23 protein-coding genes are annotated in these 25,169 nt (G+C 51.8%); 4 read left to right on the top strand and 19 right to left on the bottom strand.

What is annotated here, in order from left to right:
* Window positions 1-30: 30 nt before the first annotated feature.
* The 12 genes from nuoL to DW47_RS0116025 form a co-directional block, all read right to left on the bottom strand.
* Window positions 31-1,866: an NADH-quinone oxidoreductase subunit L gene (gene nuoL, locus DW47_RS0116080; RefSeq protein WP_029687460.1), complete on the bottom strand. Its 1,836-nt coding sequence runs from the start codon at window positions 1,864-1,866 to the stop codon at window positions 31-33.
* On the bottom strand, window positions 1,863-2,165 hold the full coding sequence (gene nuoK / locus DW47_RS0116075) for an NADH-quinone oxidoreductase subunit NuoK (protein WP_029687459.1): 303 nt from the start codon (window positions 2,163-2,165) through the stop codon (window positions 1,863-1,865). The genes nuoL and nuoK overlap by 4 nt, the downstream gene beginning before the upstream one ends.
* The gene (nuoJ, locus tag DW47_RS0116070; RefSeq protein WP_029687458.1) at window positions 2,162-2,716 is read right to left on the bottom strand and encodes an NADH-quinone oxidoreductase subunit J; all 555 of its coding nucleotides are present in this window, start codon (window positions 2,714-2,716) and stop codon (window positions 2,162-2,164) included. The genes nuoK and nuoJ overlap by 4 nt, the downstream gene beginning before the upstream one ends.
* A gap of 10 nt (window positions 2,717-2,726) precedes the next feature.
* Window positions 2,727-3,269, bottom strand: a complete 543-nt coding sequence (gene nuoI / locus DW47_RS0116065) for an NADH-quinone oxidoreductase subunit NuoI (RefSeq protein ID WP_029687457.1) — start codon at window positions 3,267-3,269, stop codon at window positions 2,727-2,729.
* 12 nt (window positions 3,270-3,281) lie between these two features.
* The gene (gene nuoH, locus DW47_RS0116060) at window positions 3,282-4,259 is read right to left on the bottom strand and encodes an NADH-quinone oxidoreductase subunit NuoH (RefSeq protein WP_029687456.1); all 978 of its coding nucleotides are present in this window, start codon (window positions 4,257-4,259) and stop codon (window positions 3,282-3,284) included.
* On the bottom strand, window positions 4,256-6,973 hold the full coding sequence (gene nuoG / locus DW47_RS0116055; RefSeq protein ID WP_029687455.1) for an NADH-quinone oxidoreductase subunit NuoG: 2,718 nt from the start codon (window positions 6,971-6,973) through the stop codon (window positions 4,256-4,258). The genes nuoH and nuoG overlap by 4 nt, the downstream gene beginning before the upstream one ends.
* Before the next feature lie 99 nt (window positions 6,974-7,072).
* A complete protein-coding gene (nuoF, locus tag DW47_RS0116050) occupies window positions 7,073-8,410 on the bottom strand; it encodes an NADH-quinone oxidoreductase subunit NuoF (protein ID WP_029687453.1) in 1,338 nt (445 codons plus the stop codon).
* Window positions 8,407-8,919: an NADH-quinone oxidoreductase subunit NuoE gene (nuoE, locus tag DW47_RS0116045; RefSeq protein ID WP_038027665.1), complete on the bottom strand. Its 513-nt coding sequence runs from the start codon at window positions 8,917-8,919 to the stop codon at window positions 8,407-8,409. Before nuoE ends, nuoF begins: the two co-directional genes overlap by 4 nt.
* 2 nt (window positions 8,920-8,921) lie before the next feature.
* Complete coding sequence (gene nuoC, locus DW47_RS0116040) at window positions 8,922-10,721, bottom strand: NADH-quinone oxidoreductase subunit C/D (protein ID WP_029687451.1); 1,800 nt, start codon at window positions 10,719-10,721, stop codon at window positions 8,922-8,924.
* Window positions 10,722-10,817: 96 nt separating this feature from the next.
* The gene (locus tag DW47_RS0116035) at window positions 10,818-11,498 is read right to left on the bottom strand and encodes a NuoB/complex I 20 kDa subunit family protein (RefSeq protein WP_029687450.1); all 681 of its coding nucleotides are present in this window, start codon (window positions 11,496-11,498) and stop codon (window positions 10,818-10,820) included.
* A gap of 15 nt (window positions 11,499-11,513) precedes the next feature.
* The gene (locus tag DW47_RS0116030; RefSeq protein WP_029687449.1) at window positions 11,514-11,954 is read right to left on the bottom strand and encodes an NADH-quinone oxidoreductase subunit A; all 441 of its coding nucleotides are present in this window, start codon (window positions 11,952-11,954) and stop codon (window positions 11,514-11,516) included.
* 492 nt (window positions 11,955-12,446) lie between these two features.
* Complete coding sequence (locus tag DW47_RS0116025; protein ID WP_051150988.1) at window positions 12,447-13,394, bottom strand: LysR family transcriptional regulator; 948 nt, start codon at window positions 13,392-13,394, stop codon at window positions 12,447-12,449.
* Window positions 13,395-14,309: 915 nt separating this feature from the next.
* Between DW47_RS0116025 and DW47_RS0116020 the strand changes: the two genes are divergently transcribed.
* Window positions 14,310-15,527 carry a pyridoxal phosphate-dependent aminotransferase gene (locus DW47_RS0116020; protein ID WP_029687447.1) on the top strand — a complete coding sequence of 406 codons (1,218 nt, stop codon included), beginning with the start codon at window positions 14,310-14,312 and terminating at the stop codon, window positions 15,525-15,527.
* A 114-nt stretch (window positions 15,528-15,641) separates the two neighbouring features.
* Window positions 15,642-16,250, top strand: coding sequence for a 5'-deoxynucleotidase (yfbR, locus tag DW47_RS0116015; protein WP_029687446.1), 609 nt, complete (start codon window positions 15,642-15,644; stop codon window positions 16,248-16,250).
* A 39-nt stretch (window positions 16,251-16,289) separates the two neighbouring features.
* Here yfbR and yfbV read toward each other — a convergent pair whose 3' ends face one another.
* Window positions 16,290-16,739, bottom strand: a complete 450-nt coding sequence (gene yfbV, locus DW47_RS0116010) for a terminus macrodomain insulation protein YfbV (RefSeq protein WP_029687444.1) — start codon at window positions 16,737-16,739, stop codon at window positions 16,290-16,292.
* Window positions 16,740-17,048: 309 nt separating this feature from the next.
* On the opposite strand from yfbV, the gene DW47_RS0116005 reads away from it, so the two are divergent.
* Window positions 17,049-18,251 (top strand): acetate kinase, encoded by a 1,203-nt coding sequence (locus DW47_RS0116005; protein ID WP_029687443.1) that lies wholly within the window; start codon window positions 17,049-17,051, stop codon window positions 18,249-18,251.
* A gap of 81 nt (window positions 18,252-18,332) precedes the next feature.
* Window positions 18,333-20,468 carry a phosphate acetyltransferase gene (gene pta, locus DW47_RS0116000; protein WP_038027659.1) on the top strand — a complete coding sequence of 712 codons (2,136 nt, stop codon included), beginning with the start codon at window positions 18,333-18,335 and terminating at the stop codon, window positions 20,466-20,468.
* A gap of 46 nt (window positions 20,469-20,514) precedes the next feature.
* Here the strand turns inward: pta and yfcD are convergent, their stop codons facing one another.
* From yfcD to DW47_RS0115970, 6 genes are all read right to left on the bottom strand, one after another.
* Window positions 20,515-21,060 (bottom strand): NUDIX hydrolase YfcD, encoded by a 546-nt coding sequence (yfcD, locus tag DW47_RS0115995; RefSeq protein ID WP_029687441.1) that lies wholly within the window; start codon window positions 21,058-21,060, stop codon window positions 20,515-20,517.
* A 246-nt stretch (window positions 21,061-21,306) separates the two neighbouring features.
* Window positions 21,307-22,080 (bottom strand): histidine ABC transporter ATP-binding protein HisP, encoded by a 774-nt coding sequence (gene hisP / locus DW47_RS0115990; RefSeq protein WP_029687440.1) that lies wholly within the window; start codon window positions 22,078-22,080, stop codon window positions 21,307-21,309.
* Window positions 22,081-22,097: 17 nt separating this feature from the next.
* Window positions 22,098-22,802, bottom strand: a complete 705-nt coding sequence (locus DW47_RS0115985; protein WP_029687439.1) for an ABC transporter permease — start codon at window positions 22,800-22,802, stop codon at window positions 22,098-22,100.
* A complete protein-coding gene (gene hisQ / locus DW47_RS0115980) occupies window positions 22,799-23,485 on the bottom strand; it encodes a histidine ABC transporter permease HisQ (RefSeq protein ID WP_029687437.1) in 687 nt (228 codons plus the stop codon). The genes DW47_RS0115985 and hisQ overlap by 4 nt, the downstream gene beginning before the upstream one ends.
* A gap of 63 nt (window positions 23,486-23,548) precedes the next feature.
* Window positions 23,549-24,331, bottom strand: a complete 783-nt coding sequence (locus tag DW47_RS0115975; RefSeq protein ID WP_029687436.1) for a lysine/arginine/ornithine ABC transporter substrate-binding protein — start codon at window positions 24,329-24,331, stop codon at window positions 23,549-23,551.
* 255 nt (window positions 24,332-24,586) lie between these two features.
* A complete protein-coding gene (locus DW47_RS0115970; protein WP_029687435.1) occupies window positions 24,587-25,165 on the bottom strand; it encodes a UbiX family flavin prenyltransferase in 579 nt (192 codons plus the stop codon).
* Window positions 25,166-25,169 lie beyond the last annotated feature (4 nt).

Here is a 25,169-nt window from a genome sequence, read left to right as displayed (position 1 = left end):
AAGAATATTGCCCTTCCCCACACACTCACCTCAAACCACCAGCATTAACGCCAGCACCACAACTGCACCGATGCCCATTGAGGCCACATACCAGCGCAGATAACCATTTTCGCTTACCGCAATGCCTTTACCTGCCGACCGCGCGATCACTGCCAACAGATTGAGCAGTCCGTTAAAAGGATCGGATTTCAGCAGCCAAGCAATAGCACGGAAGGTCTTCACAAATAACAGGTTGTAGATCCAGTCAAAGCCCCAAGCAGCAAACCACCAGCGACTCAGCAGACGTCCCGGCGCACTGGACGCTACGCTGGTCACCAGCTTGCGACGACCAAGCCATAACAGGGCCGCCACCAAAATGCCCGCTACCGCCACACCACCAGAAGTCATTTCCAGCGCCATACGCCCTGCTTCACCGCCACCGGTGGCCGGCAGAACCCCCGACAACGGCGGAGTGATCCACGCCCCGACAAAGGTCGATAACACCAGTAGAACCAGCAACGGTAAATGATGGGAGATCCCTTTCCCTGCATGAGCATGGATTTTTTCTTCACCATGGAAGACGATAAAAATCATGCGGAAGGTATACACCGAGGTGAGGAAAGCGCCCACCAAGCCTGCCAGCAATAGCAGTTGATGACCGTTGATCATGGCGCCATAGAGGATGGCGTCTTTACTGTAGAAACCGGCAGTGATCACCGGTAGCGCCGACAGAGCGGCCCCACCAACCAAGAAGCAGGTATAAACCAATGGGATACGCTTACGTAGGCCACCCATTTTGAAGATATTCTGTTCGTGATGGCAGGCGAGGATCACCGACCCTGAAGACAAGAACAGTAACGCTTTAAAGAAGGCATGCGTCATCAGATGGAAGATCGCGGCATCCCAAGCTTGGACACCCAGCGCCAAGAACATATAGCCAATCTGGCTCATGGTCGAATAGGCCAGTACCCGCTTGATATCCGTCTGGACCAGTGCAGCAAACCCTGCCAGTACTAAGGTAATGGCACCAATAATGCCGACTAAGTGCAGGATCTCCGGCGTCAGTAGGAACAAGCCGTGGCTACGGGCAATCAGATAAACCCCTGCGGTAACCATGGTGGCGGCGTGGATCAGGGCTGAAACCGGCGTTGGACCCGCCATTGCGTCCGCAAGCCAGGTCTGTAGCGGTAACTGAGCAGATTTACCCACCGCTCCACCGAGTAACATCAGAGTCGCCCACTGCAGCATGTGATTGTTGATGGCAAAGTGTGCGGGGGCCAATGCGGCCATCTCTTGGAAATTCAGGGTGCCGAGTTGGGTGTACAAAATAAACAGACCGATGGCCAAGAATACATCACCGATACGGGTAATGATAAAGGCCTTCATGGCAGCTTTGCCGTTATCTGGATTAGTGTAGTAAAAGCCGATCAGCAGATAGGAGCACAGCCCGACCCCTTCCCAACCGAGGTACATCAGCATCAGGTTATCCGCCAGCACCAACACCACCATACTGGCAATAAACAGATTGGTGTAGGCGAAAAAGCGTGAATACCCCTCCTCTCCGCGCATATACCAGGAGGCGAACAGATGGATCAGAAAACCGACCCCGGTCACCACCGACAGCATGGTCATCGACAAACCGTCGAGACGCAGATTGACTGGGATCATAAAGTTCCCGACCTGCATCCACGTCCAGAGCATCTGTTGAAAAGGCTGCTGCTGTGCCGCGAAAAAATCCACGCCGACATACAGGGTCACCAAAGCGGACAGGCCGACGGAGCCGACACCAATGGTCGCGGCAAAATTTTCTGAAAAGCGTCCACGGGAGAAGGCCAGTAGGATAAAGCCGAGTAACGGCAACAACACTGTCAAATAAAGAAGGTTCATCCGCGCATCTCACTCACTGAATCAATATTCAGAGTCTGGCGGCGACGATGTAATTGCAGCAGCAATGCCAAACCAATACTGGCTTCTGCGGCCGCGAGACTGATCGCCAGGATATACATGACCTGTCCGTCGGCCTGCCCCCAATAACTGCCCGCCACCACCAGTGCCAGCGCCGCTGCATTGATCATAATTTCCAGACCAATCAGCATAAACAGCAGGTTACGCCGCAGGATCAGCGAAGTCAGCCCGAGTACAAATAAGATGGCCGCTAAAATCAGCCCGTGTTGCAGAGGGATCATAATGGCTGCTCCTTGTTTGCCTGTACCGAATCATCGGGACGGTTAGTCAACACCTCACCACGACGATCTTCACGACCAATGTGATAAGCCACGACCACCCCGGCCAGCAGTAACATTGATGCCAATTCCACCGCCAGCACATAAGGGCCAAATAGGCTGATCCCTACCGCTTTGGCGTCAAGCACCTGCCCATCTATCCCTTGGTCATTCACTGACTGAATGCCGTAAATCATGGCGACCAGCAATAGCAGTGCAATCACTCCAGGTCCAATCCACAGCGACGGCTTCAGCCATTCCTGTTCTTGCTTCTGCTGGGCCTTGCCTAGGTTAAGCATCATCACCACGAACACAAACAGCACCATAATGGCCCCGGCATAGACGATGATCTCCAACGCGCCGGCAAAATAGGCTCCGAGGGAGAAGAACACGCCAGCCACCGCCAACAACGAGATAATCAGATATAACAGCGCGTGCACTGGGTTAGTGTGGGTAATCACCCGTAGGGTGGTTAACACCGCAATTGCCCCGCAACAGTAAAACGCGAATTCCATGCCCGACTCCTTAGGGTAATAAGCCTTTAACGTCGACAGGTTTGGCTTCATTTTCGGCTGAACCTTTCTCTTTCCCGTCAATTGCCATACCGGCCATCCGGTAAAAGTTGTATTCAGGGTATTTGCCCGGGCCCGAAATCAGCAGGTCTTCTTTTTCGTAGACCAGATCCTGACGTTTAAACTCACCCAATTCGAAGTCCGGGGTGAGCTGGATAGCGGTGGTCGGACAAGCTTCTTCACAGAGTCCGCAGAAAATGCAGCGTGAGAAGTTGATCCGAAAAAACTCTGGGTACCAGCGACCGTCTGACATTTCCGCCTTCTGTAGCGAAATACAGCCTACCGGACAGGCTACCGCACACAGGTTACAGGCCACACAGCGCTCTTGGCCGTCTGGATCTCGGGTCAGTACAATACGTCCGCGATAACGTGGCGGCAGATACACCGGCTCCTCCGGATACATCTGCGTTTCCCTTTTGGCAAAGGCATGCATACCGATCATCCAGATACTGCGCACCTGCGTAGCAAACCCTTTAGCAATCTCTTTCAGTTTCATGACGCGACTCCCTTATTGCGCGTTGAACAGAATGACTGCGGCGGTGACCAGCAGATTCAACAGCGTCAACGGCAAACACACTTTCCAGCCGAACGACATCACCTGGTCATAACGCGGACGCGGCAGCGCGGCGCGGATCAGAATAAACATCATCATAAAAAAGGCCGTTTTCAGCACAAACCAGACTATCGGTGGCAGCAAAGGTCCCAGCCAGCCGCCAAAAAACAGCGTGACGATCAGCGCCGATACGGTGGTGATCGCCACGTATTCACCGACAAAAAATAGGCCAAATTTCATACCGGCATACTCAATATGATAACCGTCAGCCAGCTCCTGCTCCGCTTCCGGCTGATCGAACGGATGACGGTGACAAACCGCGACCCCAGCAATGCAGAAAGTGATAAAACCGAGGATCTGCGGCACGATATTCCACAGGTGTTGCTGGCTATTGACGATGTCACTCATATTGAATGAGCCCGCTTGAGCTACCACGCCCATCAGCGATAAACCGAGGAATACTTCATAACTCAGGGTTTGGGCGGAAGCACGCATTGCCCCGAGCAGTGAATATTTGTTATTACTGGACCAGCCAGCAAACAACACCGCATACACCGCCAGCCCAGCCATCATAAGGAAGAACAGCAGGCCAATATTCAAGTCACTCACCACCCAGCCCGGTGCCACCGGAACAATGGCAAAGGCGAGCAGTAAGGCGACAAAGGCGATCACCGGTGCCAAGGTGAAGATAACTCGGTCAGTAAACGGTGGAACCCAGTCTTCTTTAAAGAACATTTTGATCATATCGGCGACCAATTGCAGGGAACCGCCCCAGCCGACACGGTTCGGCCCATAACGATTCTGGAACAGTCCCAGCAGGCGGCGTTCTGCGAAACTCATAAAGGCGCCGCAGGACACCACTACCAGTAGGATCACCACGGCTTTGACGATTTGGATAATAATTGCGGTGATGTCGGGTGTCAGCAGACTCATTGTGCAGCCTCCCTAAGTGAGTCAATGGTCGCGCCGGACAGGTACTCTGGGATCCCCGGCATCCCCAACGGTAAACCTACCAACCCGACAGGCAGATGCTCGGAGAACACGACGGGCAATGTTAGCGTTTCACCGCCACATTCCACAGCCAGCCAAGCACCGGCATCCACCCCCAAGGTCGCGGCAGCGGAGGGATGAAGTACTGCCACCGCTGGCGTAATGCGTTTACGGAACACTGCCGAGCGTTGCGACAGCTCTTCACTGCCAAACAGGCGATGCAGTGGCGCTACCTGCCAGCCAGTGTTCTCCTGACGACGCGGGGCAGCAAACCATCCCAACCCGCTATCATCCGGCTCAATCAGACGAACACCAGGATCGCCGTGGCGCAGATGACCGCCCACTTCATCTTGGAATTTGTTCCATGCCTGCGGGGAGTTCCAGCCCGGAGACCAGGCAAAGGGTACCTGCTGGCGCGGAGCCTGTGGTTGGTTATTGCCTTCCATAGAGAAAGCAAACATGGTGTCTTTATCCTGAGGTTGTCGCGGCTCATGGACACTGATATTGGCGCGCATCGCGGTACGACCACTGTAGCGATGAGGTGAACGAGCCAATTTCTGGCCGCGGATCCGGAAACTAGCCTCTGGAGCCGCCTGTTTAATCGCGGACAACTGCGGGTAGGCTGCCACTAGGGAGTCAATCACCTGATCAAGCTGCGACCAGTCGGTTTCTCGTTTTTCAATCGCAGCATTAAGGGCATGCAGCCAACGCCAGCTTTCGGTGATCTGCACGCTGTCGTCATAAAAGGACGGGTCAAAGACTTGGAAAGAGCGTTGCGCCCTGCCCTCGTTATTCACCAAGGTGCCATCGGCTTCGGCAAAGCTAGCTGCCGGCAGACTGATCGTAGCTTTTTGCAGGGTTGGCGTATGTTGATGATCCACCACAATCACCTGTCCGCCCGCATTGAGGGCGGCATCCACTAAACGGCGCGGAACGTGACGATAAAGATCGTTTTCCAACACCACTAAGGCATCGGCCTCACCCTCACGTAGTTTTTCCAGCGCCGGTTCCAGCGGCATGCCACCGAGCATCGCCAATCCGAGGCTATTGGCTTCCGGTAATAACAGGGTAATACCCGGTGCAGAGCCACTGTTTTTCAGGGCGCGGGCAATATTGGCGGCCGCCTCGATCATGGCAATACTGCCGGCGTGGGTGCCTGCGATAATCAGCGGTTTACGGGCACCGGTCAGCGCCTGCACCACCACATCTAACTTACCGTTCAGTGAAGAATCGAAACCCTCCGCCGCGGGGGCATTGCCATCAATGGCATGGGCGATGGCAAATCCAAGCTGGACCTGATCCTCTACCGGTGCGCGATAACTCCACGCGGCGATATCATCAAGACGCGTCTGTGCCACATGGGTGACAAACAACGGGTGTTTGGCATGCTGACCGATATTCATGATGGCGGCGATCTGCCAGTCAGCCACTTTCTGCGCAGCCGCCAGTTCGCGGGCTTTACCTTGTGCTGCCTGCCGTACCGCCAGGGCAACCCGTGCAGCCACCTGCGTCAGGTCTTCACCCAACACCAAGATGGCATCGTATTCTTCGGTTTCGCGCAGTGACGGGGTATAGACCCCGCTTTCGCGTAACACTTTCAGAACCTGCATCACTTGCTGATGCTGGGCAGTGGACATGCCAGTGCTGAAATTCTCTTCGCCCACCAGTTGCTGTAATGCAAAATTACTTTCTAAGCTGGCGCGCCCAGAACCGATACCGATAATGCGGGTGGCCTGACGCAGCAGATCGGCACAGGCGTGCAGCCCTTGAGCGACATCAAGGGTCAGCCGATCAGGGCCACGCTGTTGTTGTGCCAGCCGCGGGCGGTCTTTCAGGTTAACGTAACCGTAACCAAAACGGCCTCGATCGCAAAGGAAGTAGTGGTTAACACTGCCGTTATAGCGGTTTTCAATGCGGCGCAATTCACCATAGCGTTCACCGGGACTGATATTACAGCCGACACTACACTGATGGCAGATAGACGGCGCAAACTGCATATCCCACTTACGGTTATAGCGTTCGGAGTGGGTTTTGTCGGTAAATACCCCGGTCGGACAAACTTCGGTCAAATTACCGGAAAATTCACTTTCCAGGGTACCGTCTTCGGTACGGCCAAAATAGACATTATCATGGGCCCCGTAAACGCCTAGATCGGTACCGCCGGCATAGTCTTTGTAATAGCGCACACAGCGATAACAGGCGATACAACGGTTCATCTCATGAGAAATAAACGGTCCAAGATCTTGATTATGATGAGTACGCTTAGTGAACCGATAGCGGCGGAAGCTGTGGCCGGTCATTACCGTCATATCCTGCAGATGGCAGTTACCGCCCTCTTCGCACACCGGACAGTCATGGGGATGGTTGGTCATCAGCCATTCGACCACACTTTCACGAAATTCCCGTGCTTCAGCATCTTCTACCGAGATAAAGGTGCCATCAGCAGCTGGTGTCATACAGGACATCACCAGACGGCCACGGGTATCTTCGGCATTCTGATACTGTTTTACGGCACATTGGCGGCAGGCACCGACGCTGCCCAGTGCTGGGTGCCAGCAGAAATAGGGAATATCCAGCCCCAAGGACAGACATGCCTGCAACAGGTTGTCTGCACCGTTAACTTCATATTCTTTACCGTCTACATGGATTGTAGCCATAGTGAACATGCTTCCGTCAGGCCCGTGCAGCCACGGGCGTTAAACATAATACGCATCAGTGCGGTCTTATCAGCGCCGCTGTGCTTACCACTCGCCGTTTTACTTCAACTGATTGGGCTGGATACCGCTGATCGCGCGCACATTGCCGTACAGCTGTGGCGCAATGCCTGCTTCAAACTCTTCACGAAAATACTTAATGGCACTCTGTAACGGCTCTACTGCGCCGGGCGCATGGGCACAGAAGGTTTTGCCCGGCCCCAATTGACGACAGAGTTGTTGTAAGGTTTCAATGTCTCCAGGCTGACCTTCCCCGCGTTCCAAAGCGCGTAGGATTTTAACGCTCCAGGGCAGACCATCGCGGCACGGGGTGCACCAACCGCAGGATTCGCGGGCAAAGAACTCTTCTAAGTTACGTACCAATGACACCATATTAATTTCATGGTCAACGGCCATCGCTAAGGCGGTACCAAGACGGCTGCCCGCTTTGCCGATACTGGCAAACTCCATCGGTAAGTCGAGGTGACTCTCGGTCAGGAAATCGGTACCGGCGCCTCCCGGTTGCCAAGCTTTGAAACGTAGACCGTCACGCATGCCACCGGCATAATCTTCCAGAATTTCGCGGGCGGTGATCCCGAACGGCAGTTCCCACAACCCAGGGTTTTTGACCCGACCGGAAAAGCCCATCATCTTGGTGCCAGTATCTTCGCTCGAAGAAAGCCCTTTGTACCACTCCACACCATTAGCCAAGATGGCGGGCACGTTCGACAGGGTTTCTACGTTATTCACGCAGGTCGGTTTACCCCACACCCCCGCAGAGGCAGGGAATGGTGGTTTAGAACGCGGGTTAGCGCGCCGACCTTCCAGTGAGTTAATCAATGCCGTTTCTTCCCCGCAGATATAGCGCCCCGCACCGGTGTGGACAAACAGTTCAAAATTAAAACCAGTGCCGAGAATATTGTTGCCTAACAGGCCCGCGTCGGTGGCTTCCTGGATGGCACGGCGCAAGTTCTCGGCTGCCTCGACATATTCACCACGCAGGAAGATATAGCCACGCCACGCTTTTAGGGCAAAGGCACTGATCAGCATCCCTTCCACCAACTGATGGGGCATTTGTTCCATCAGTAGGCGGTCTTTATAAGTACCAGGCTCCATTTCATCCGCATTACACAGCAGATAGCGGATATTCATGGATTCATCCTTCGGCATCAAACTCCACTTCAGTCCAGTGGAAAACCCAGCACCGCCGCGCCCTTTCAGGCCAGACTCTTTAACCTGAGCGACGATCTCCTCGGGACTTAAGCTTTTCAGGGCTTTCTCTGCCCCAGCGTAGCCATTTTTGCTGCGATATTCGTCGATCCATACCGGTTGCCGGTCATCGCGCATCCGCCAGGTCAGTGGATGGGTTTCGGCGGTACGCACAACAGTTTTTACACTCATGGGTACTGCTCCAATAGGGTCGCAATCGATTCAGGGGTCAGATGCACGTGGGTGTGATCCCCGACCATCATCACTGGGCCTTTATCGCAGTTACCGAGACAACAGGTCGGCAGCAGGGTAAAGCGGCCATCAGCGGTAGTTTGGCCGGGGGAGATCGCCAACAGCTTTTCCAACGCCGCCTGAATTCCCTGATAGCCAGTGATGTGACAGACCACGCTGTCGCAGTAACGGATCACATGACGGCCCACCGGCTGGCGGTAGATCTGGCTGTAGAAGGTGGCGACCCCTTCCACATCACTGGCGGGGATCGCTAGCACCTCTGCGATAGCGGTAATGGCACCGTCCGGTACCCAACCGCGCTGTTTTTGAACAATTTTCAGTGCTTCGATGGAGGCCGCCCGGGCATCCTCATAGTGATGCTTTTCATGTTCAATCGCCTGACGTTCTTGCTCGCTCAGCGAGAACGCCTGCGGCTCAATTGTCGTAATGGCTATTCTTTGATCATTCATCATTAGCGATCCACGTCAGACATAACAAAATCGATACTGCCGAGATAGACAATCAGATCCGACACCAAGCTGCCGCGGATCACCGATGGGATCTGCTGCAGATGTGGGAAACTCGGTGTACGAACCCGGGTGCGGTAACTCATGGTGCTGCCATCACTGGTCAGGTAATAACTGTTGATCCCTTTGGTCGCTTCGATCATCTGGAAGGATTCATTGGCAGGCATCACCGGTCCCCAGGAAACCTGTAGGAAGTGCGTGATCAGAGTCTCTATATGTTGCAAAGTGCGCTCTTTAGGCGGCGGTGTGGTCAACGGATGATCGGCTTTAAACGGCCCGGCGGGCATATTATTTAAGCACTGTTCGAGAATGCGCAGTGACTGCCACATCTCTTCCATTTTTAGCATCACACGGCTATAGGCATCACTGATACCGTCACCCACCGGCACCTCGAAATCGAAATGTTCATACCCAGAATAGGGACGCCATTTGCGCACATCAAAGTCGAGGCCGGTTGCACGTAGCGCAGCACCGGTGGTGCCCCATTCCAAGGCCTGTTGCTGGTTGTAAGCCGCAACGCCTTTGGAGCGGGCCACCAGCACGCTGTTACGCAATGCCGCCTTGTCATACTCCTTCAGCCGTTTCGGCATCCAGTCGAGAAATTCCCGTAACAGACGCTGCCAACCGTTCGGCAGGTCATGGGCCACACCACCGATGCGGAACCAGGCCGGATGCATACGAAAACCGGTAATGGCTTCCACCACATCGTAAATTCTCTGGCGGTCGGTAAAGGCAAAGAATACCGGCGTCATGGCCCCGACATCTTGGATAAAGGTGGAGATATACAGCAGATGGCTGTTAATACGGAACAGCTCAGACAACATCACACGGATCACATTGACGCGGTCAGGTACAGTAATACCGGCCAATTTTTCGACAGCCAACACATAGGGCATTTCGTTAACGCAGCCGCCAAGGTATTCAATACGATCGGTATAGGGGATATAGCTGTGCCAAGACTGACGCTCCCCCATTTTCTCTGCGCCGCGATGGTGATAGCCGATATCCGGCACACAATCGACGATCTCTTCACCGTCCAGTTGCAGGATAATCCGGAAAGCACCGTGGGCAGACGGGTGGTTAGGACCGAGATTGAGGAACATAAAGTCCTCATTTTTATCACCGCGTTTCATGCCCCACTCTTCCGGATTGAAGGTCAGGGCTTCCATTTCCAAATCTTCTTTGGCTTTGGTCAGGGTGAACGGGTCAAATTCGGTGGCCCGGGCGGGGTAGTCCTTGCGCAGCGGATGACCGGTCCAGGTCGGCGGCATCATAATGCGGGTCAAATGCGGGTGGCCGGTGAAGGTGATGCCAAACATTTCCCACGTTTCCCGCTCATACCAGTTGGCATTGGGAAATAACGAGGTCAGAGTCGGCAAGTTAAGGTCCGTTTCTGCTAACGCCACTTTGATCATGATGTCACGGTTGCGGCCAATGGACAGCAGATGATAGAACACCGAAAAATCCGCTGCTGGCAGTCCCTGACGATGGGTCCGAAGCCGCTCATCCATGCCGTGCAAATCATAGAGCATCACATAAGGCTTAGACAGCCGGCGCAGAAAATCGATCACTTCTATCAGACGTTCGCGAGGCACCCACACCACAGGAATACCGGTACGAGTGGCCTGCACGGTTAGAGCTTGCGGGCCAAAACGTTGAGACAGCTCTTCAATTACCGGATCATCCAAATGATCCTGGGTTTGCCAAACCGGCAGAGCAGCATCTTGCGTGTTCAAATCACACATAGGATCTTCACCATGACGGCCTGTGACCAGGCACTTATAAGATGATATCAGGCAGTACTCAGCCTGCTTACTGAGCACCCGCCTTACAGGCCCGGATCAGATCTCGTCCGGACTACGTAATTGGGTCACGGCAATCCGCTCACCGCGTTTTCTTTCTCGTTCAGACGGCATATTGGCGCGATAAACCCCTTGGTCGCCCACCACCCAGGAGAGCGGACGGCGCTCCTTGCCGATAGACTCTTGTAACAGTAATAACGCCTGCATATAGGCTTCCGGTCGTGGTGGACAGCCGGGAATATACACATCAACCGGCAGGAATTTATCCACACCTTGCACCACGGAATAGATGTCATACATTCCGCCAGAATTGGCACAGGCTCCCATGGAGATCACCCACTTCGGCTCCAGCATCTGGTCATATAAACGCTGGATAACGGGGGCCATTTTGGTGAACGGAGTTCCGGCAATCACCATAAAGTCAGCCTGACGCGGCGAGGCGCGGATAACTTCAGAACCGAAACGGGCCACATCATGTACTGCGGTGAAAGAGGTGGTCATCTCGACATAACAGCAAGACAGACCAAAGTTATAGGGCCACAGAGAGTTTTTTCTGCCCCAGTTCACCATGTCATGGAGCGCGTGTTCGAGTTTACCCATATACACGCTGCGGTGAACGTGCTGTTCCAGCGGGTCAGCGACGACAGACTGTTGCTGCAGGGGGTAACGGTCATTATCGCCGTTTCCTTCGGGGTCTATGCGGGTCAGCGTATAGTCCATGTTTAAGCCTCGCAGTTACTGCTTTTCAGTGGGAGCGGAAGTCGGTTCAGTCGGTGACGTGACCGGAATACGGCGACGGGCTGGGGCCCAGTCCAAGGCACCAATGCGCACCAAATAGACCAAACCAGCCAGCAGAATAACGATAAATAGTGCTGCTTCGGCGAAGCCAGTCCAACCACTCTCCCGTACCGAGGCAGACCAGGCATACAAGAACAGCGCTTCAACGTCGAAGATCACAAAGAACATAGCGACCAGATAAAATTTGGCAGACAGACGCAGTTGCGTGGTCCCGACTGGCGCTATACCCGATTCAAAAGGGGTATCTTTGTGGCGGGCTTTCGCCCTCCCCCCAAGCAGCCAGCCGCCAGCCAGCATAAACACGCAGAGCCCAAAGGCGATAATGATGAACAGCGTAAATGCCCAATGATAGGCGATGACTTCAGTACCGGTAGACATACTTTGCTTACTCATCCGATGGAGTGCCCTCAGTAAGCTGACAAGGTCAGCCTCAACAGCACTCAGAAAAGAAAACATCAGATTGTTAACCTGCCTGTAGCCACCGTCATAGGGAGTACTCCATTCCCTAACAGTCAGCTCCTATCCACACAGGACAACAACTGAAAATCATTTTGTTAAATTATGAGAAACAAACAAAACACATTATTAACAACTGGTGCACTTACGTCCAGCTAAATCGGTTCAGTTCCAGGAGTGAACGGGTGTTATGCCGCTAACGGCTAAATGCTGAGCGATATCCTTACATTCTGGCAGGACTTTGCCAATTTTCCTTGTTGAAGTGATGTTATTTTTTTGATCGAGCGCAGGGTTAGGTGAGGTTTGAGTGAAAAATGAGCGCTTTTACGGGCGGAGAGTGTCAAAAAAGCCCGTGTACAACTAAGCGTACGCGGGCCGATATAGAGACGTAATAAGCAACGGTTTTGGCCGCTGTTAAGGGTCAGTGATGTCTGAATCTAGGGCGATCTCTTCACGAAATTGGCCGTTAAAATCGCTCTCAGGCTGATGGGAAGGGTCCGCAAGTGGCCGTAGCACATTGAACACCGACTGCAGCAATTCATTATCTGAACCAGCACTACGGCACAGCAGATATTCCGTATCAGGTAATGAGGGTAATCCTTCGGCACTGCCCAAGACACGAACGTCGGGACCAATCATCTCTGCGGGACGCGCAGTAGCACCTAGCCCAGATTTAACCGCTACTTTCACGGCCGATAAAGAGGCTGCCACATAAGAAAGACGCCAAGGTATGCCATGATTATCAAGATGTTCAATGGCCATCTCACGGAAGGTGTTAGGCTCATCTTGCAACACCAGCGGCAGTGCCTCACCATGCCGGAAGGCATAATCTGCAGCACAGAACCACAGAGTTGGCGAGGTTCTTAAGACTTGGCTTATCACATCACCGATCGCTTTGATGGATAACACAATATCGACCTGACCTTGCTCCAGCATGGTGAAAATTTCGTGGGTCGGGTTGATACGGATATCAATCGTGAGTTTCGGATAGAGAGCGGTAATACGGTTGAGCACATAAGGAAGCAGTGTCTCTGCAGTATCTTCTGTTACACCCAAGGTCAAGACACCCTGCACGTTGCTGTACATCAGGGAAGCACAGGCTTCATCGTTGAAGCGCAAAATTTTTCTGGCATAGCCCAGTAACTGAATGCCATGCTCTGTCAGCAGTTTGTTGCGCCCATGCCGAGCAAACAACTCTTTACCGACCAGTTGCTCCAATCGCTGCATTTGCTGGCTGACCGCAGATTGCGTACGACAGACGGCAGCTGCGGCGGCTGCAAAGGTATTCAAATCAGCAACCGCAACGAACGTCCTTAACAGATCGAGATCCAGATTCATGATCGGGGGGTTAGAATTTGTCATATTTTTTATTCACTTATATGTTTTTTTACTTACTACATGGTGTTGTTCGTATCCTGTCCAAGGACAGGCGATAAACTCAATACAGGTTCACAAACGCTGATCTGTCGGCAAACAGGCCTGACTAAAAATCAGAATCAGTGTTTGTGTAGCAGACTCATTTATGGAAGTAACGTCAGGAATTGACAGTTAAAATTCCCTTTTGTGCCAGCGATACCCTAAAAAAATATCACCGGCCTCTGTGCGCGTTCCTGATGGACGTTCACAGAGGAGTCATCTCGTATTAAATTTATTAAACTTACTTAATCATTTTTAACACTAAATTGGAATTTTTTTTAGATAAAAGTCTATAAATTTTGACCTGGTTCATGTTCATGAGGGGTAACTTTCAGACTATTCAGAAAGATCAGCAATATAGCACAGCATAATTCGGAGAGTTAACCTTATCAGCATGATTTAAAAGAAGAAGATACTTTTTTTGCCAAAAAAAAGATCAAAAAAAAGGGAATGTTTAGCGGAATTATCTCAATCAATGGCTGATTTCAGGGAGATTTTAAAAAAATTCTTATCATCACGATTAAATACTAATTTATTACTCTTATTAACTATCAATACTAACTAACGATTAAATCCGCAAGAAACTGTGAAATACGCAGAGGTTCATTTTTTATACGAACTTAATCAGTCACATGAATTACATGGCAAGCAACAATATAAAACACTAAATACATAACATCTTATAGATAATGTAGCTAATAAATAAATCATGGTTAATATATAACATCGTTACCATCTCTGTTAATCTTAACAATACGCTAAAAATTACCTTTCCCCTTCTTTTGGGCGTATCAGAAGAGTACATTTATAGGTCTGACCTCCGGGCATAGACACGGATATCTGTTAAGCAAGGCGATGATAATGACTATTAAAATTGAAAAATCCGCAAAACTCGATAATGTTTGCTACGACATCCGCGGTCCGGTGCTCAAGGAAGCAAAACGTCTCGAAGAAGAAGGCAACAAGGTTCTCAAACTGAATATTGGTAACCCTGCTCCATTCGGCTTCGAAGCGCCGGATGAGATCTTGGTTGATGTGATCAAAAACCTACCTACCTCGCAGGGTTATAGCGACTCAAAAGGCCTTTACTCTGCGCGTAAAGCCATTATGCAGCACTATCAAGAACGGGGTATGCGCGACGTAACCGTCGAAGATATTTATATCGGAAACGGTGTGTCTGAACTGATCGTCCAGTCGATGCAAGCGCTGCTCAATACCGGTGATGAAATGCTGGTTCCGGCTCCGGACTATCCGTTATGGACCGCATCCGTCTCATTATCCAGTGGCAAAGCCGTTCATTATATGTGCGATGAGTCCGCGGGTTGGTTCCCGGACTTGGATGATATCCGCGCCAAAATCACCCCGCGTACCCGCGGCATTGTGATCATCAACCCGAATAATCCGACCGGCGCGGTTTACAGCAAAGAGCTGCTGTTGGAAGTGGTAGAAATCGCTCGTCAGCATAACCTGATCATTTTCGCCGATGAGATCTATGACAAGATCCTCTATGATGCCGCCCAGCACCACTCGATTGCCGCCTTAGCACCGGATCTGCTGACCGTCACTTTTAACGGACTGTCTAAAACCTATCGCGTCGCAGGTTTCCGTCAGGGTTGGATGGTACTCAACGGACCGAAAAAACACGCCAAAGGCTATATTGAGGGGCTGGAGATGCTGGCGTCGATGCGGCTATGTGCCAACGTCCCGGCCCAGCACGCTATCCAGACTGCGCTCGGTGGCTATCAAAGTATCAGTGAGTTTATCGTACCTGGCGGCCGACTGTATGAGCAACGTAACCGTGCTTGGGAAATGATCAATGATATTCCTGGGGTAAGTTGCGTCAAGCCAGACGGTGCCCTGTATATGTTCCCACGTATTGACCCGAAAAAGTTTAATCTGCACGATGACCAGAAAATGGTCCTCGACTTTCTGCTGCAAGAAAAAGTGCTGCTGGTACAGGGTTCCGCCTTTAACTGGCCCTACCCTGACCATGTGCGCATTGTAACCCTGCCGCGGGCAGATGAGCTGGAACAGGCTATTGGCAAATTTGGCCGTTTCCTGGAGCATTATCACCAGTGACCCCGACTGGCCGGTTCGCTTAGGCGAACTGGCCAGCAGAATCCTCCCACCGCCACAACACAAACAGGCTAGCCTTATCCTCCCGTCTACTGATTTTCCGCCAGAGAAACCTCTATGAAAAAGCAAAGTACCTTTATGGCTTGGATCACCCGGATGCCCCTGATCAAACGTTGGGCACTCATGCACTGCGTACAGGAAGAAAATATCGCCGAACATAGCCATCAAGTAGCGGTTATTGCCCATTTACTGACAGTGATTGGCAATCGCCGCTATGACAATCCGCTGGATCCGGAACGCGCAGCGGTCATCGCCCTCTATCATGAAGTATCGGAAACCAAGCTCCAAGATATTAACTCGAAGACCAAATATCATAATCCGCAGTTTACCCGAGCCTTTAAGCAGTTAGAGACCTTGGCGGAACAAGAGTGTCTGAAAACCTTACCGGAAGATTTGCGCGATGCCTTTTCCGATCTGGTCATCCAAGAAAATGTCGACCCGCGCTACAAGGCGATTGTCAAAGCGGCCGATATTCTTTCTGCCTACATTAAGGCACTCAATGAACTGCGCTTTCGCAACGACGAATTTGTACATGTGAAGCAGGGGCTCGAAGAAAAAATAGCTGAACTGCGTCAGAATATGCCGGAAGTGAATGATTTTATGGAGGTGTTTTGTGCTAGTTGCAGCACGACCTTAGATAAGATCAGCGGCTATCCCGAAGAATAACCGCCTCATACTCATGCGGGGAGTCGTCTGGCTCCCTGCTTAGAGATCATCAAGGAAGGCCTTATCCAATTGACGAAAGGCTCGTTTTAACAGATCCGCCAGTGACTGATAGGTCGGTGTCCCTTCCGGCAGCGCCGTCGGTTGTCCTGCCTGTTCCAGTTTTTCCCGCAGTGAGTGATACCACTTTAGCAACGCCGGGGGTAAGGGCTTCAATGAACGTTTACCCATCCACCACAGTCCCTGCACCGGTAAGCTGCAGGCAAATAGCGCACTAGCCACTGCCGGCCCAAGCTGTGCATGCAGGGCTATCTGCCAGCAGAGGGTGAAGACCGCCAGCGGTGGCATAAAGCGGACACCAAAACGTACCGCCTTACGGATACGTTGCTCGGGGAACACCGGGCTAAGACGTTTATCGTCCGGCCAGGTCTCCATGTAATGCTGTCCGCGCTTCAACACACCGATCCAGCTGACATTACCTGATGAGCTCATGGTTTCCTCACTTCTTTATAGACTGACAGTGCGTTATGGTAACCCGAACCGCAGATGAGATAAAATTTCGCAGGATTTTCAATAACACAGACTTTCCAGTAACCGATACGATACACTCTGTCCGTGCGAAAACGGTCCAGAATGCCTGAGAAACTCAAAATATTATGTAAAAATAACTCTTTTATTTGAGTAGGGACAATATTTTAACCAGTCAGACTGGTTTACCCTGCCTCTGTCAGCTTCGATAGGTTACATTAGCTGGCGTCTGAAAATATCTTTCATCGCCACTTTAAACAAATAGGTGCTTCCATGTCGAGTAAGTTAGTCCTGGTTCTCAACTGCGGCAGTTCTTCTCTTAAGTTTGCCATCATAAACCCGGAAAACGGTGATGAATATCTTTCCGGTCTGGCAGAATGCTTTAATCTGCCCGAGGCACGCATCAAATGGAAACAGGAGAGCGGCAAGCAGGAGGCTGCGCTAGGTGCCGGGGCTGCACATAGCGAAGCGCTGAACTTTATTGTCACGCATATCCTGCCGCAACAACCAGCATTATCCCAACAGATCGTCGCCATCGGCCACCGAATTGTCCATGGCGGTGAAACCCTGACCCGCTCGGTGATTATTGATCAGTCGGTGATTGATAAAATCACCGCGGCATCCTGTTTTGCCCCACTGCATAACCCCGCTCACCTGATCGGCATCGAAGAAGCCTTAAAAAACTTCCCGCATCTTAAAAATAAAAATGTCGCGGTGTTCGATACGGCTTTCCACCAAACGATGCCGGAGGCCTCTTACCTGTATGCCCTGCCCTATAACCTGTATCAACAGCATGGTGTCCGCCGTTACGGTGCCCACGGTACCAGCCACTACTACGTTTCCCGTGAAGCGGCCAAAATGCTGGATAAGCCGGTAGAGACCCTCAATGTGATTACCTGTCATCTGGGTAATGGTGGTTCGGTGGCGGCTATTCGTAACGGTGAATGTGTCGACACCTCCATGGGCCTGACCCCGCTGGAAGGTCTGGTTATGGGGACTCGCAGCGGTGATATTGACCCAGCGATTATCTTCTTCCTGCATGACAGCCTGGGAATGACCACCGATGAGATCAATCGCATGCTGACAAAAGAGTCAGGGCTGCTGGGTCTGACCGGTATCACCAATGATTTCCGCTATGTTGAGGAAAACTACCCGCAACTGGATGAAGCTCGCCGCGCGATGGATGTTTTCTGCCACCGTCTGGCCAAATATATTGGCGCTTACACTTCTCTGATGGAAGGCCGCCTGGATGCGGTCATCTTTACTGGCGGTATCGGCGAAAACGCAGCCACAGTACGACAGCTGACCATGCAGAAACTGGGGCTGCTCAATTTCAGTATCGATCATGACCGTAACCTCGAGGCCCGTTTCGGTCAGGCTGGCTTTATCAATGCCGAAGGAACCCGCCCAGTGATGGTGATCCCGACCAATGAGGAGCTGGTGATTGCCCGTGATGCAGCGAAACTCACCGCCTAATTTTCACTGATACCGCCCACTGTGGCGGTATTTTTCTAAGACCCTAATACAGCAGAGAGGTCGAAAGTGTCCCGTACCATTATGCTCATTCCTGCCGGCACCAGTGTCGGACTGACCAGTGTCAGCCTGGGTGTTCTCCGTGCGATGGAACGTAAAGGTATGCGTCTTCGCATCTTTAAACCCATCGCCCAACCCCGTTTAAACACGGATGCTGATGACCATACCACCGCCATTGTCCGTCATACATCAGGCATTTCCGTGGCGGACTCCCTGCCGATGTCTTACGTGGAAAACCTGCTCGGCAGTGACCAGCAAGATGTGCTGATGGAAGAGATCCTCTCACACTTTCATGGCCAGCAAGGCGAGGCGGATGTCGTCCTTGTCGAAGGTCTGGTGCCGACCCGTAAGCATGAGTTTGCCAATACGCTTAACTATGAGATCGCCCGCACGCTGAATGCCGAAATCATCTTTGTGATGTCTCCGGGACAGGAGTCTCCGGCTCAGCTTAAGGAGCGTATCGAGATAGTGCAGAGCAGTTTCGGTGGCAAAAAGAACAAAAATATTCGCGGTATCATCTTCAATAAACTGCATGCCCCTCTCGACGAGCAGGGCCGCACCCGCCCTGATCTGTCAGAAATTTTTGAAAATGCCCCAGAGTCGACCTGTGCCTCACTGAACAGTGAACAACTGCTTGCCTGTAGCCCGCTGCCGGTCCTTGGCGCCATTCCCTGGGAGCCAGAGTTGATTGCGACCCGTGCTATTGATATGTGCCGTCATCTGAATGCAGAAATCATCAATGAAGGGGATATAGCCACCCGTCGTATCCGTTCGGTGACTTTCTGCGCCCGTAGCCTGCCGCATATGCTGGATCTGTTCCGTCCAGGCTCTTTACTGGTTACCTCTGCGGATCGCCCAGAAGTACTGATATCGGCCTGCCTGGCAGCGATGAATGGCACTGAAATTGGGGCTATCCTGCTTACCGGAGGCTACGAAATTGACCCTGCGACCCGTCAGTTGTGTGCCCGTGCACTACAAACCGGCCTGCCGGTGTTTACGGTGAACACGAACACGTGGCAGACCTCACTCAATCTGCAAAGCTTCAACCTAGAAGTACCGATAGACGACACACTACGGATTGAGAAAATCCAAGAGTTTGTGGCAGGCCATATCAACCGTGAGTGGATCGATTCTCTGGGGACTGCCGTCGCCGGTAATCGTCTGCTATCACCGCCGGCGTTCCGTTACCAACTGACTGAGTTAGCCCGTCAGGCAGCAAAACGCATCGTATTACCTGAGGGGGATGAACCCCGTACCGTTAAAGCGGCAGCTATCTGTGCGGCCAAGGGCATCGCCCGTTGTGTGCTGATCGGAGATCCCAGCGAGATCCATCGGGTGGCTGCCACTCAGGAAGTGACGCTTGGTGATGGCATTGATATCATCGACCCGAAACAGGTTCGCGAGAACTATGTTCCCCGCTTGGTCGAACTGCGCAAAAACAAAGGAATGACCGATATTGTCGCCAGAGAACAACTGGAAGACAATGTGGTGCTGGGAACCCTGATGTTAGAGAAAGGCGAAGTCGACGGCTTGGTATCTGGTGCAGTGCATACCACCGCTAACACCATTCGTCCGCCTTTGCAGCTGATCAAAACCGCGCCTGACAGCTCACTGGTATCATCGGTATTCTTTATGCTGCTGCCAGAGCAAGTACTGGTGTACGGTGACTGTGCGATAAACCCAGACCCGAATGCAGAGCAACTGGCAGAAATTGCCATTCAGTCTGCTGACTCGGCGAAAGCGTTCGGTATTGAACCACGGGTAGCGATGATCTCTTACTCCACTGGCAATTCTGGTGCGGGGACCGATGTCGAGAAAGTACGTGAAGCCACTCGGTTGGCGCAAGAAAAACGTCCTGATCTGATTATTGACGGTCCGCTGCAGTACGATGCGGCGATTATGGAGGATGTGGCTAAGTCAAAGGCCCCGAATTCCGCGGTAGCCGGACGTGCCACCGTGTTTATTTTCCCCGACCTCAACACTGGTAATACCACCTACAAAGCGGTACAACGATCAGCTAATCTGGTGTCTATCGGTCCGATGCTGCAGGGGATGCGTAAGCCGGTCAACGATCTCTCACGCGGTGCATTAGTGGATGATATTATCTACACGATTGCACTGACTGCGATCCAGTCTGAACAGGCGGAAGGTAAGCAGTAATGATCACGGCAGGCCACCTGTGGCCTGCCGTGATATAAGAACGTTGTTAGCCGTGTAACTCATCCGAGGCACGACGCCCCTCGCTGTTACGGCTCATCCACAACGACAGTGCTTTCAGTGAATCATCGGTAAACTCATCACAACGCACGGTGATCTCTTCCGGTGTCATCCAGAAAATTTCCGCGATCTCACTCTCCTGCATAGCAAAAGGCCCATGGCAGACACAGCTGAATAATCCCCCCCATACTCGGCAGTGACTATCCTCAAAGTAGAATTTACCGTGTTCCGCCAATGGCACTCCGGCAATCCCTAGCTCTTCTTCGGCTTCACGTCTGGCTGAAGTCAGAATATCTTCGCCGCTTTGGACCACTCCGCCAGCAGTAGCATCCAACTTGCCTGGCATAAAGTCCTTGGTATCAGTACGCCGTTGCACCAAAATATTTCCCATTCCATCATGCACCACGATATAGGTTGCTCGATGACGAAGACATTCAGCGCGCATTTCCGCACGACTGGCCGTCTTAATGACTTCATCATCTTCATTCACAATATCAACCCATTCGATATCGTTTTCAGGAACTTGCTCCACCATCTGTAACCCTTTTATCTCGCAGATACCCGGAAAATTCGATTCTAGCAGACAACGACAACTCCGGGCGTTAAGTTAGTGTTAAATAATGGCTTAAGCCACATTTTTCGTTAACCTGACTGGCATTGGTTTCGCTAAACGGCACACGCCTCCCTGCTAGTCCCTAGCCTCACAGGTTTCAGACAGCGTAAGTGAGTCCGGAAAGTGAGCTTGCGCTCCACCACAATACAGCCCTGCCCGGCAAATCCATTACTTCAGCGCACCGGACAAGAACTGCTGTAAGCGCGGGCTTTTCGGCTGACTGAACACCGTTTCTGGATCCCCCTGTTCCTCGATTTTACCCTGATGGAGAAAGATCACTTGGTTAGAAACGTGACGGGCGAACTCCATTTCATGGGTCACTACCACCATGGTTTTCCCTTCTTCCGCCAGTTTCTGCATAATGCGCAGTACTTCACCGACCAGCTCTGGGTCGAGTGCCGACGTCGGCTCATCAAACAGCAGTACCTCCGGCTCCATCGCTAATGCGCGGGCAATCGATACACGCTGCTGCTGACCACCGGACAGGTGTGCTGGGTATTTTTCGCGGGCACGGGCATCAATCCCGACTTTATCCAGATAACGGATGGCACGCTCACGCGCTTCCTGCTTACTTACCCCTAACACCTGTACTGGGGCTTCCATCACATTCTCCAGTACCGTCATGTGGCTCCATAGGTTGAAGTGCTGGAATACCATGGTCAGGCGAGTACGCAATTTACGCAGTTGCTCTTTGTCAGCCACTTTCAACTGGCCGTCTTTATCGCGCACCAGATTAATATTTTCGTTATTCAGGGCAATCGATCCTTCGCTCGGTTTTTCGAGGAAGTTGATGCAGCGTAAGAAGGTACTTTTCCCAGACCCAGACGATCCGATGATACTGATCACATCACCTGCCGCAGCCTGTAACGAAACCCCTTTAAGAACTTCATGTTCTCCATAGTGTTTATGAAGTTCTGTCACACTTAATTTTAATTCAGACATAGTTATACTCAGCGGGATCAGGATTTAACATGGGTTAACCAGCGACGTTCCGCCTTGCGGAACAGCATGATCAGGCAATAAGAGATGACCAGATAGATCACCGCGGCAATACCAAAGGCCGTAAACGGCTGATAGGTCGCGGCATTGATATCTCGGGCAACTTTCAGCACATCCGGCACAGTGGCAGTAAACGCCAAGGAGGTAGAGTGCAACATCAAGATCACTTCGTTGCTGTAGGCTGGTAAGGCAATACGTAAGGCCGCCGGCAAAATAATGCAGCGGTACATTTTAAAGGTCGAGAACCCATAAGCTCTGGCCGCTTCAATTTCACCGTGCGGTACCGAGCGGATCGCACCGGCGAACACTTCGGTGGTATAGGCGCAGGTATTTAGGGTGAATGCCAGCACCGCGCAGTTCATACCACTGCGAAAGAAAGCATTCAGCAATTCGTTACCTTTAACCACTTCCAGGGTATACATACCGGTATAAAACACCAGTAACTGCACATACAGCGGCGTCCCGCGGAAAACATAAGTAAACAGCCACACCGGCATACTGATAAAGCGGTTTGATGAGACGCGGGCAATTGCTAGGAAGATAGCCATTACACCACCAATCACCACTGACAACACTAGTAACCATAGGGTGATGGCAACACCAGTGAAGTGGTAACCATCGGTCCATAACAAGGACTTCCAATAGTCGTGAAGAATATCAATCATAATTCAGCCTTTTTCACTCCTACTGAATAGCGGCGTTCCAGCCACCACAACACACCATTAGAAACCGTGGTAAAAAACAGATAAATTGCCCCGGCCACCAATGAGAAATAAAATGGCTGCCAGGTACTTTTGCCGGCCAACGAAGTGGCTTTGATTACATCTTCCAGGCCCAGCAGTGAGACAAGTGCCGTCGCTTTCAGAATCACTTGCCAGTTGTTACCGATAGCTGGCAGCGCAAAGCGCATCATTAATGGGAACTGAACCCGACGGAATACCTGTGATGAGGTCATCCCATATGCCGTCGCAGCTTCGATCTGTCCTTTAGGCACTGATAGGAAAGCGCCGCGGAACGTTTCAGTAAAATAGGCACCGTAGATAAAACCGATAGTGGTGATCCCGGCGGCCATTGGGTCGATATCGATTTGCCCTAGTCCCAAGGCATCGGTTACCTGGTTTAGGGCTATCTGTAACCCGTAATAAATTAACAGCATCAGCACCAGATCCGGGATACCGCGAATAATAGTGGTGTAGAGTCCAAACACCGTGTTTAGCACACGACTTTTCGATAACTTTGCGCCCGCACCGATAAGCCCTAATAGGACGGCCAGTACCACAGAGCTTAATGCCAGTTCAATAGTGACCAGTGCGCCTTTTACAATGACGTCGGTATATCCATAGAGCATCAAATAATTCCTGCAACAAAAGAAACAACCACTGCCCGCCGATGGCGGGCAGCTGAGTGCGAGTTAATCGCCGTACACATTAAAGTTAAAGTATTTTTTCGCCAGTTTGTCGTAAGTCCCATCTTTACGAATCGATTCGAAGGCTTTATCCACCGCATTTTTCAGCTGTGTATCCCCTTTACGCATCCCCATACCGGTACCGACACCAAAAATCGTATCGTCTTTCACCGCTGGGCCCGCGAAGGCATAGCCTTTTCCGACTGAGCTCTTCAGGAAGCCTTCACCGGCCTGTACTTCATCCTGGAAGGCCGCGTCGATACGTCCGGCATTCAGATCCTGATAGACCTGATCCTGGTTAGCGTAGGACACCACGTTAACCCCTTTCGGACGCCAGTATTTGTTGGCGTAGGTTTCCTGAGTAGTCCCCTGTTGTACCCCGATGGTTTTACCTTTCAATGATGCCAGGGTAGGCTGCAGTGGCGAACCTTTCACTGCGACCAAACGTGCATTCGCAGCGTAGAGTTTTTCAGAGAAATCGATCTGTTGCTCACGCTGTGGAGTGATAGAGAGTGCAGAAATAATGGCATCGATCTTATCGGCTTTTAACGATGGGATCAGACCATCGAAATCCCCTTCCACATAGACACATTTGGTGTGGATGCGCTCGCAGATAGCATTGGTGAGGTCGATGTCAAACCCGACAATCTGTCCGTTAGCATTTTTAGACTCGAAAGGAGGATAGGTAGGATCGGTACCAATGCGCAGTGTTGTCGGCAGAGCCGCGAATACGCTACCGACACTGGAGCAGGCCAGCATTATCGAAAGAGCCACAATACGCTTCTTCATACATTACCCTCTGATTAGTTTTTTTATAGTGTTTACTGACGAATGTTGTGTGTACCAAGATAGTTTTGCATATTTCATGCCAGATTGCGCTAGCCTTTGCCCATTCTGTTCTAGAAAAACAAAGCACGCGCCGCCCGCTAAATAGCGGCTTTGCGGCCGTCGAATCCTTATCAGCGCGCCAGTTCATGCACCATTAAAAAACACCAAAGGCACCATAATGGTGCCTTTGAGTATTATTGCACGGTGATAATGCATTTATGAGGGGGTTTTGCCCTGCCAGCGAGCAAACAATTCCTCCGGCAGTTCGATATCAAACTGATCCAATACCCGGTTGACTGTCTGATCGACAATGTCCATCACCTTTTCGGGGCGGTGATAAAAAGCCGGAACCGGCGGCATAATCACCGCTCCCATTTCGGCAGCGGTGGTCATCATCCGTAAATGTCCGAGGTGTAACGGCGTTTCTCGCACCCCCAGCACTAGTGTCCGGCGCTCTTTGAGGATCACATCCGCCGCCCGGGTCAATAAGTTGTCACTATAACTGTGGACAATACCGGACAGAGTTTTCATGGAACAGGGCAATAACGCCATACCGTGGGTCTTAAACGAGCCGGAGGAGATGCTGGCACCGATATCGCGAATATCATGGACTACATCGGCCAATGCCTGGACATCGCGTACCGAATAGTCACTTTCCAAGGCCAGGGTCTGGCGGGCGGACTGACTCATGACCAGATGAGTTTCGGTATCCGGCAACGCTTGCAAAACCTGCAATAAACGGATGCCGTAGATCACCCCACTGGCACCGGAGATGCCCACTATCAGTCTTTTCATCACT

It is taken from the genome of Tatumella saanichensis (genome assembly GCF_000439375.1).
GTDB classification, from domain to species: domain Bacteria; phylum Pseudomonadota; class Gammaproteobacteria; order Enterobacterales; family Enterobacteriaceae; genus Tatumella; species Tatumella saanichensis.
The sequence above is the reverse complement of the archived record's forward strand: the minus strand, read 5'-3'. Positions and strand labels throughout refer to the sequence as shown.

Bases quoted from the DNA above. Each gene is read 5' to 3' on its own strand.
- nuoL (WP_029687460.1), bottom strand. From the start codon at position 1,866: ATGAACCTTCTTTATTTGACAGTGTTGTTGCCGTTACTCGGCTTTATC.
- nuoK (WP_029687459.1), bottom strand. From the start codon at position 2,165: ATGATCCCTCTGCAACACGGGCTGATTTTAGCGGCCATCTTATTTGTA.
- nuoJ (WP_029687458.1), bottom strand. From the start codon at position 2,716: ATGGAATTCGCGTTTTACTGTTGCGGGGCAATTGCGGTGTTAACCACC.
- nuoI (WP_029687457.1), bottom strand. From the start codon at position 3,269: ATGAAACTGAAAGAGATTGCTAAAGGGTTTGCTACGCAGGTGCGCAGT.
- nuoH (WP_029687456.1), bottom strand. From the start codon at position 4,259: ATGAGTCTGCTGACACCCGACATCACCGCAATTATTATCCAAATCGTC.
- nuoG (WP_029687455.1), bottom strand. From the start codon at position 6,973: ATGGCTACAATCCATGTAGACGGTAAAGAATATGAAGTTAACGGTGCA.
- nuoF (WP_029687453.1), bottom strand. From the start codon at position 8,410: ATGAGTGTAAAAACTGTTGTGCGTACCGCCGAAACCCATCCACTGACC.
- nuoE (WP_038027665.1), bottom strand. From the start codon at position 8,919: ATGAATGATCAAAGAATAGCCATTACGACAATTGAGCCGCAGGCGTTC.
- nuoC (WP_029687451.1), bottom strand. From the start codon at position 10,721: ATGTGTGATTTGAACACGCAAGATGCTGCTCTGCCGGTTTGGCAAACC.
- DW47_RS0116035 (WP_029687450.1), bottom strand. From the start codon at position 11,498: ATGGACTATACGCTGACCCGCATAGACCCCGAAGGAAACGGCGATAAT.
- DW47_RS0116030 (WP_029687449.1), bottom strand. From the start codon at position 11,954: ATGTCTACCGGTACTGAAGTCATCGCCTATCATTGGGCATTTACGCTG.
- DW47_RS0116025 (WP_051150988.1), bottom strand. From the start codon at position 13,394: ATGACAAATTCTAACCCCCCGATCATGAATCTGGATCTCGATCTGTTA.
- DW47_RS0116020 (WP_029687447.1), top strand. From the start codon at position 14,310: ATGACTATTAAAATTGAAAAATCCGCAAAACTCGATAATGTTTGCTAC.
- yfbR (WP_029687446.1), top strand. From the start codon at position 15,642: ATGAAAAAGCAAAGTACCTTTATGGCTTGGATCACCCGGATGCCCCTG.
- yfbV (WP_029687444.1), bottom strand. From the start codon at position 16,739: ATGAGCTCATCAGGTAATGTCAGCTGGATCGGTGTGTTGAAGCGCGGA.
- DW47_RS0116005 (WP_029687443.1), top strand. From the start codon at position 17,049: ATGTCGAGTAAGTTAGTCCTGGTTCTCAACTGCGGCAGTTCTTCTCTT.
- pta (WP_038027659.1), top strand. From the start codon at position 18,333: ATGCTCATTCCTGCCGGCACCAGTGTCGGACTGACCAGTGTCAGCCTG.
- yfcD (WP_029687441.1), bottom strand. From the start codon at position 21,060: ATGGTGGAGCAAGTTCCTGAAAACGATATCGAATGGGTTGATATTGTG.
- hisP (WP_029687440.1), bottom strand. From the start codon at position 22,080: ATGTCTGAATTAAAATTAAGTGTGACAGAACTTCATAAACACTATGGA.
- DW47_RS0115985 (WP_029687439.1), bottom strand. From the start codon at position 22,802: ATGATTGATATTCTTCACGACTATTGGAAGTCCTTGTTATGGACCGAT.
- hisQ (WP_029687437.1), bottom strand. From the start codon at position 23,485: ATGCTCTATGGATATACCGACGTCATTGTAAAAGGCGCACTGGTCACT.
- DW47_RS0115975 (WP_029687436.1), bottom strand. From the start codon at position 24,331: ATGAAGAAGCGTATTGTGGCTCTTTCGATAATGCTGGCCTGCTCCAGT.
- DW47_RS0115970 (WP_029687435.1), bottom strand. From the start codon at position 25,165: ATGAAAAGACTGATAGTGGGCATCTCCGGTGCCAGTGGGGTGATCTAC.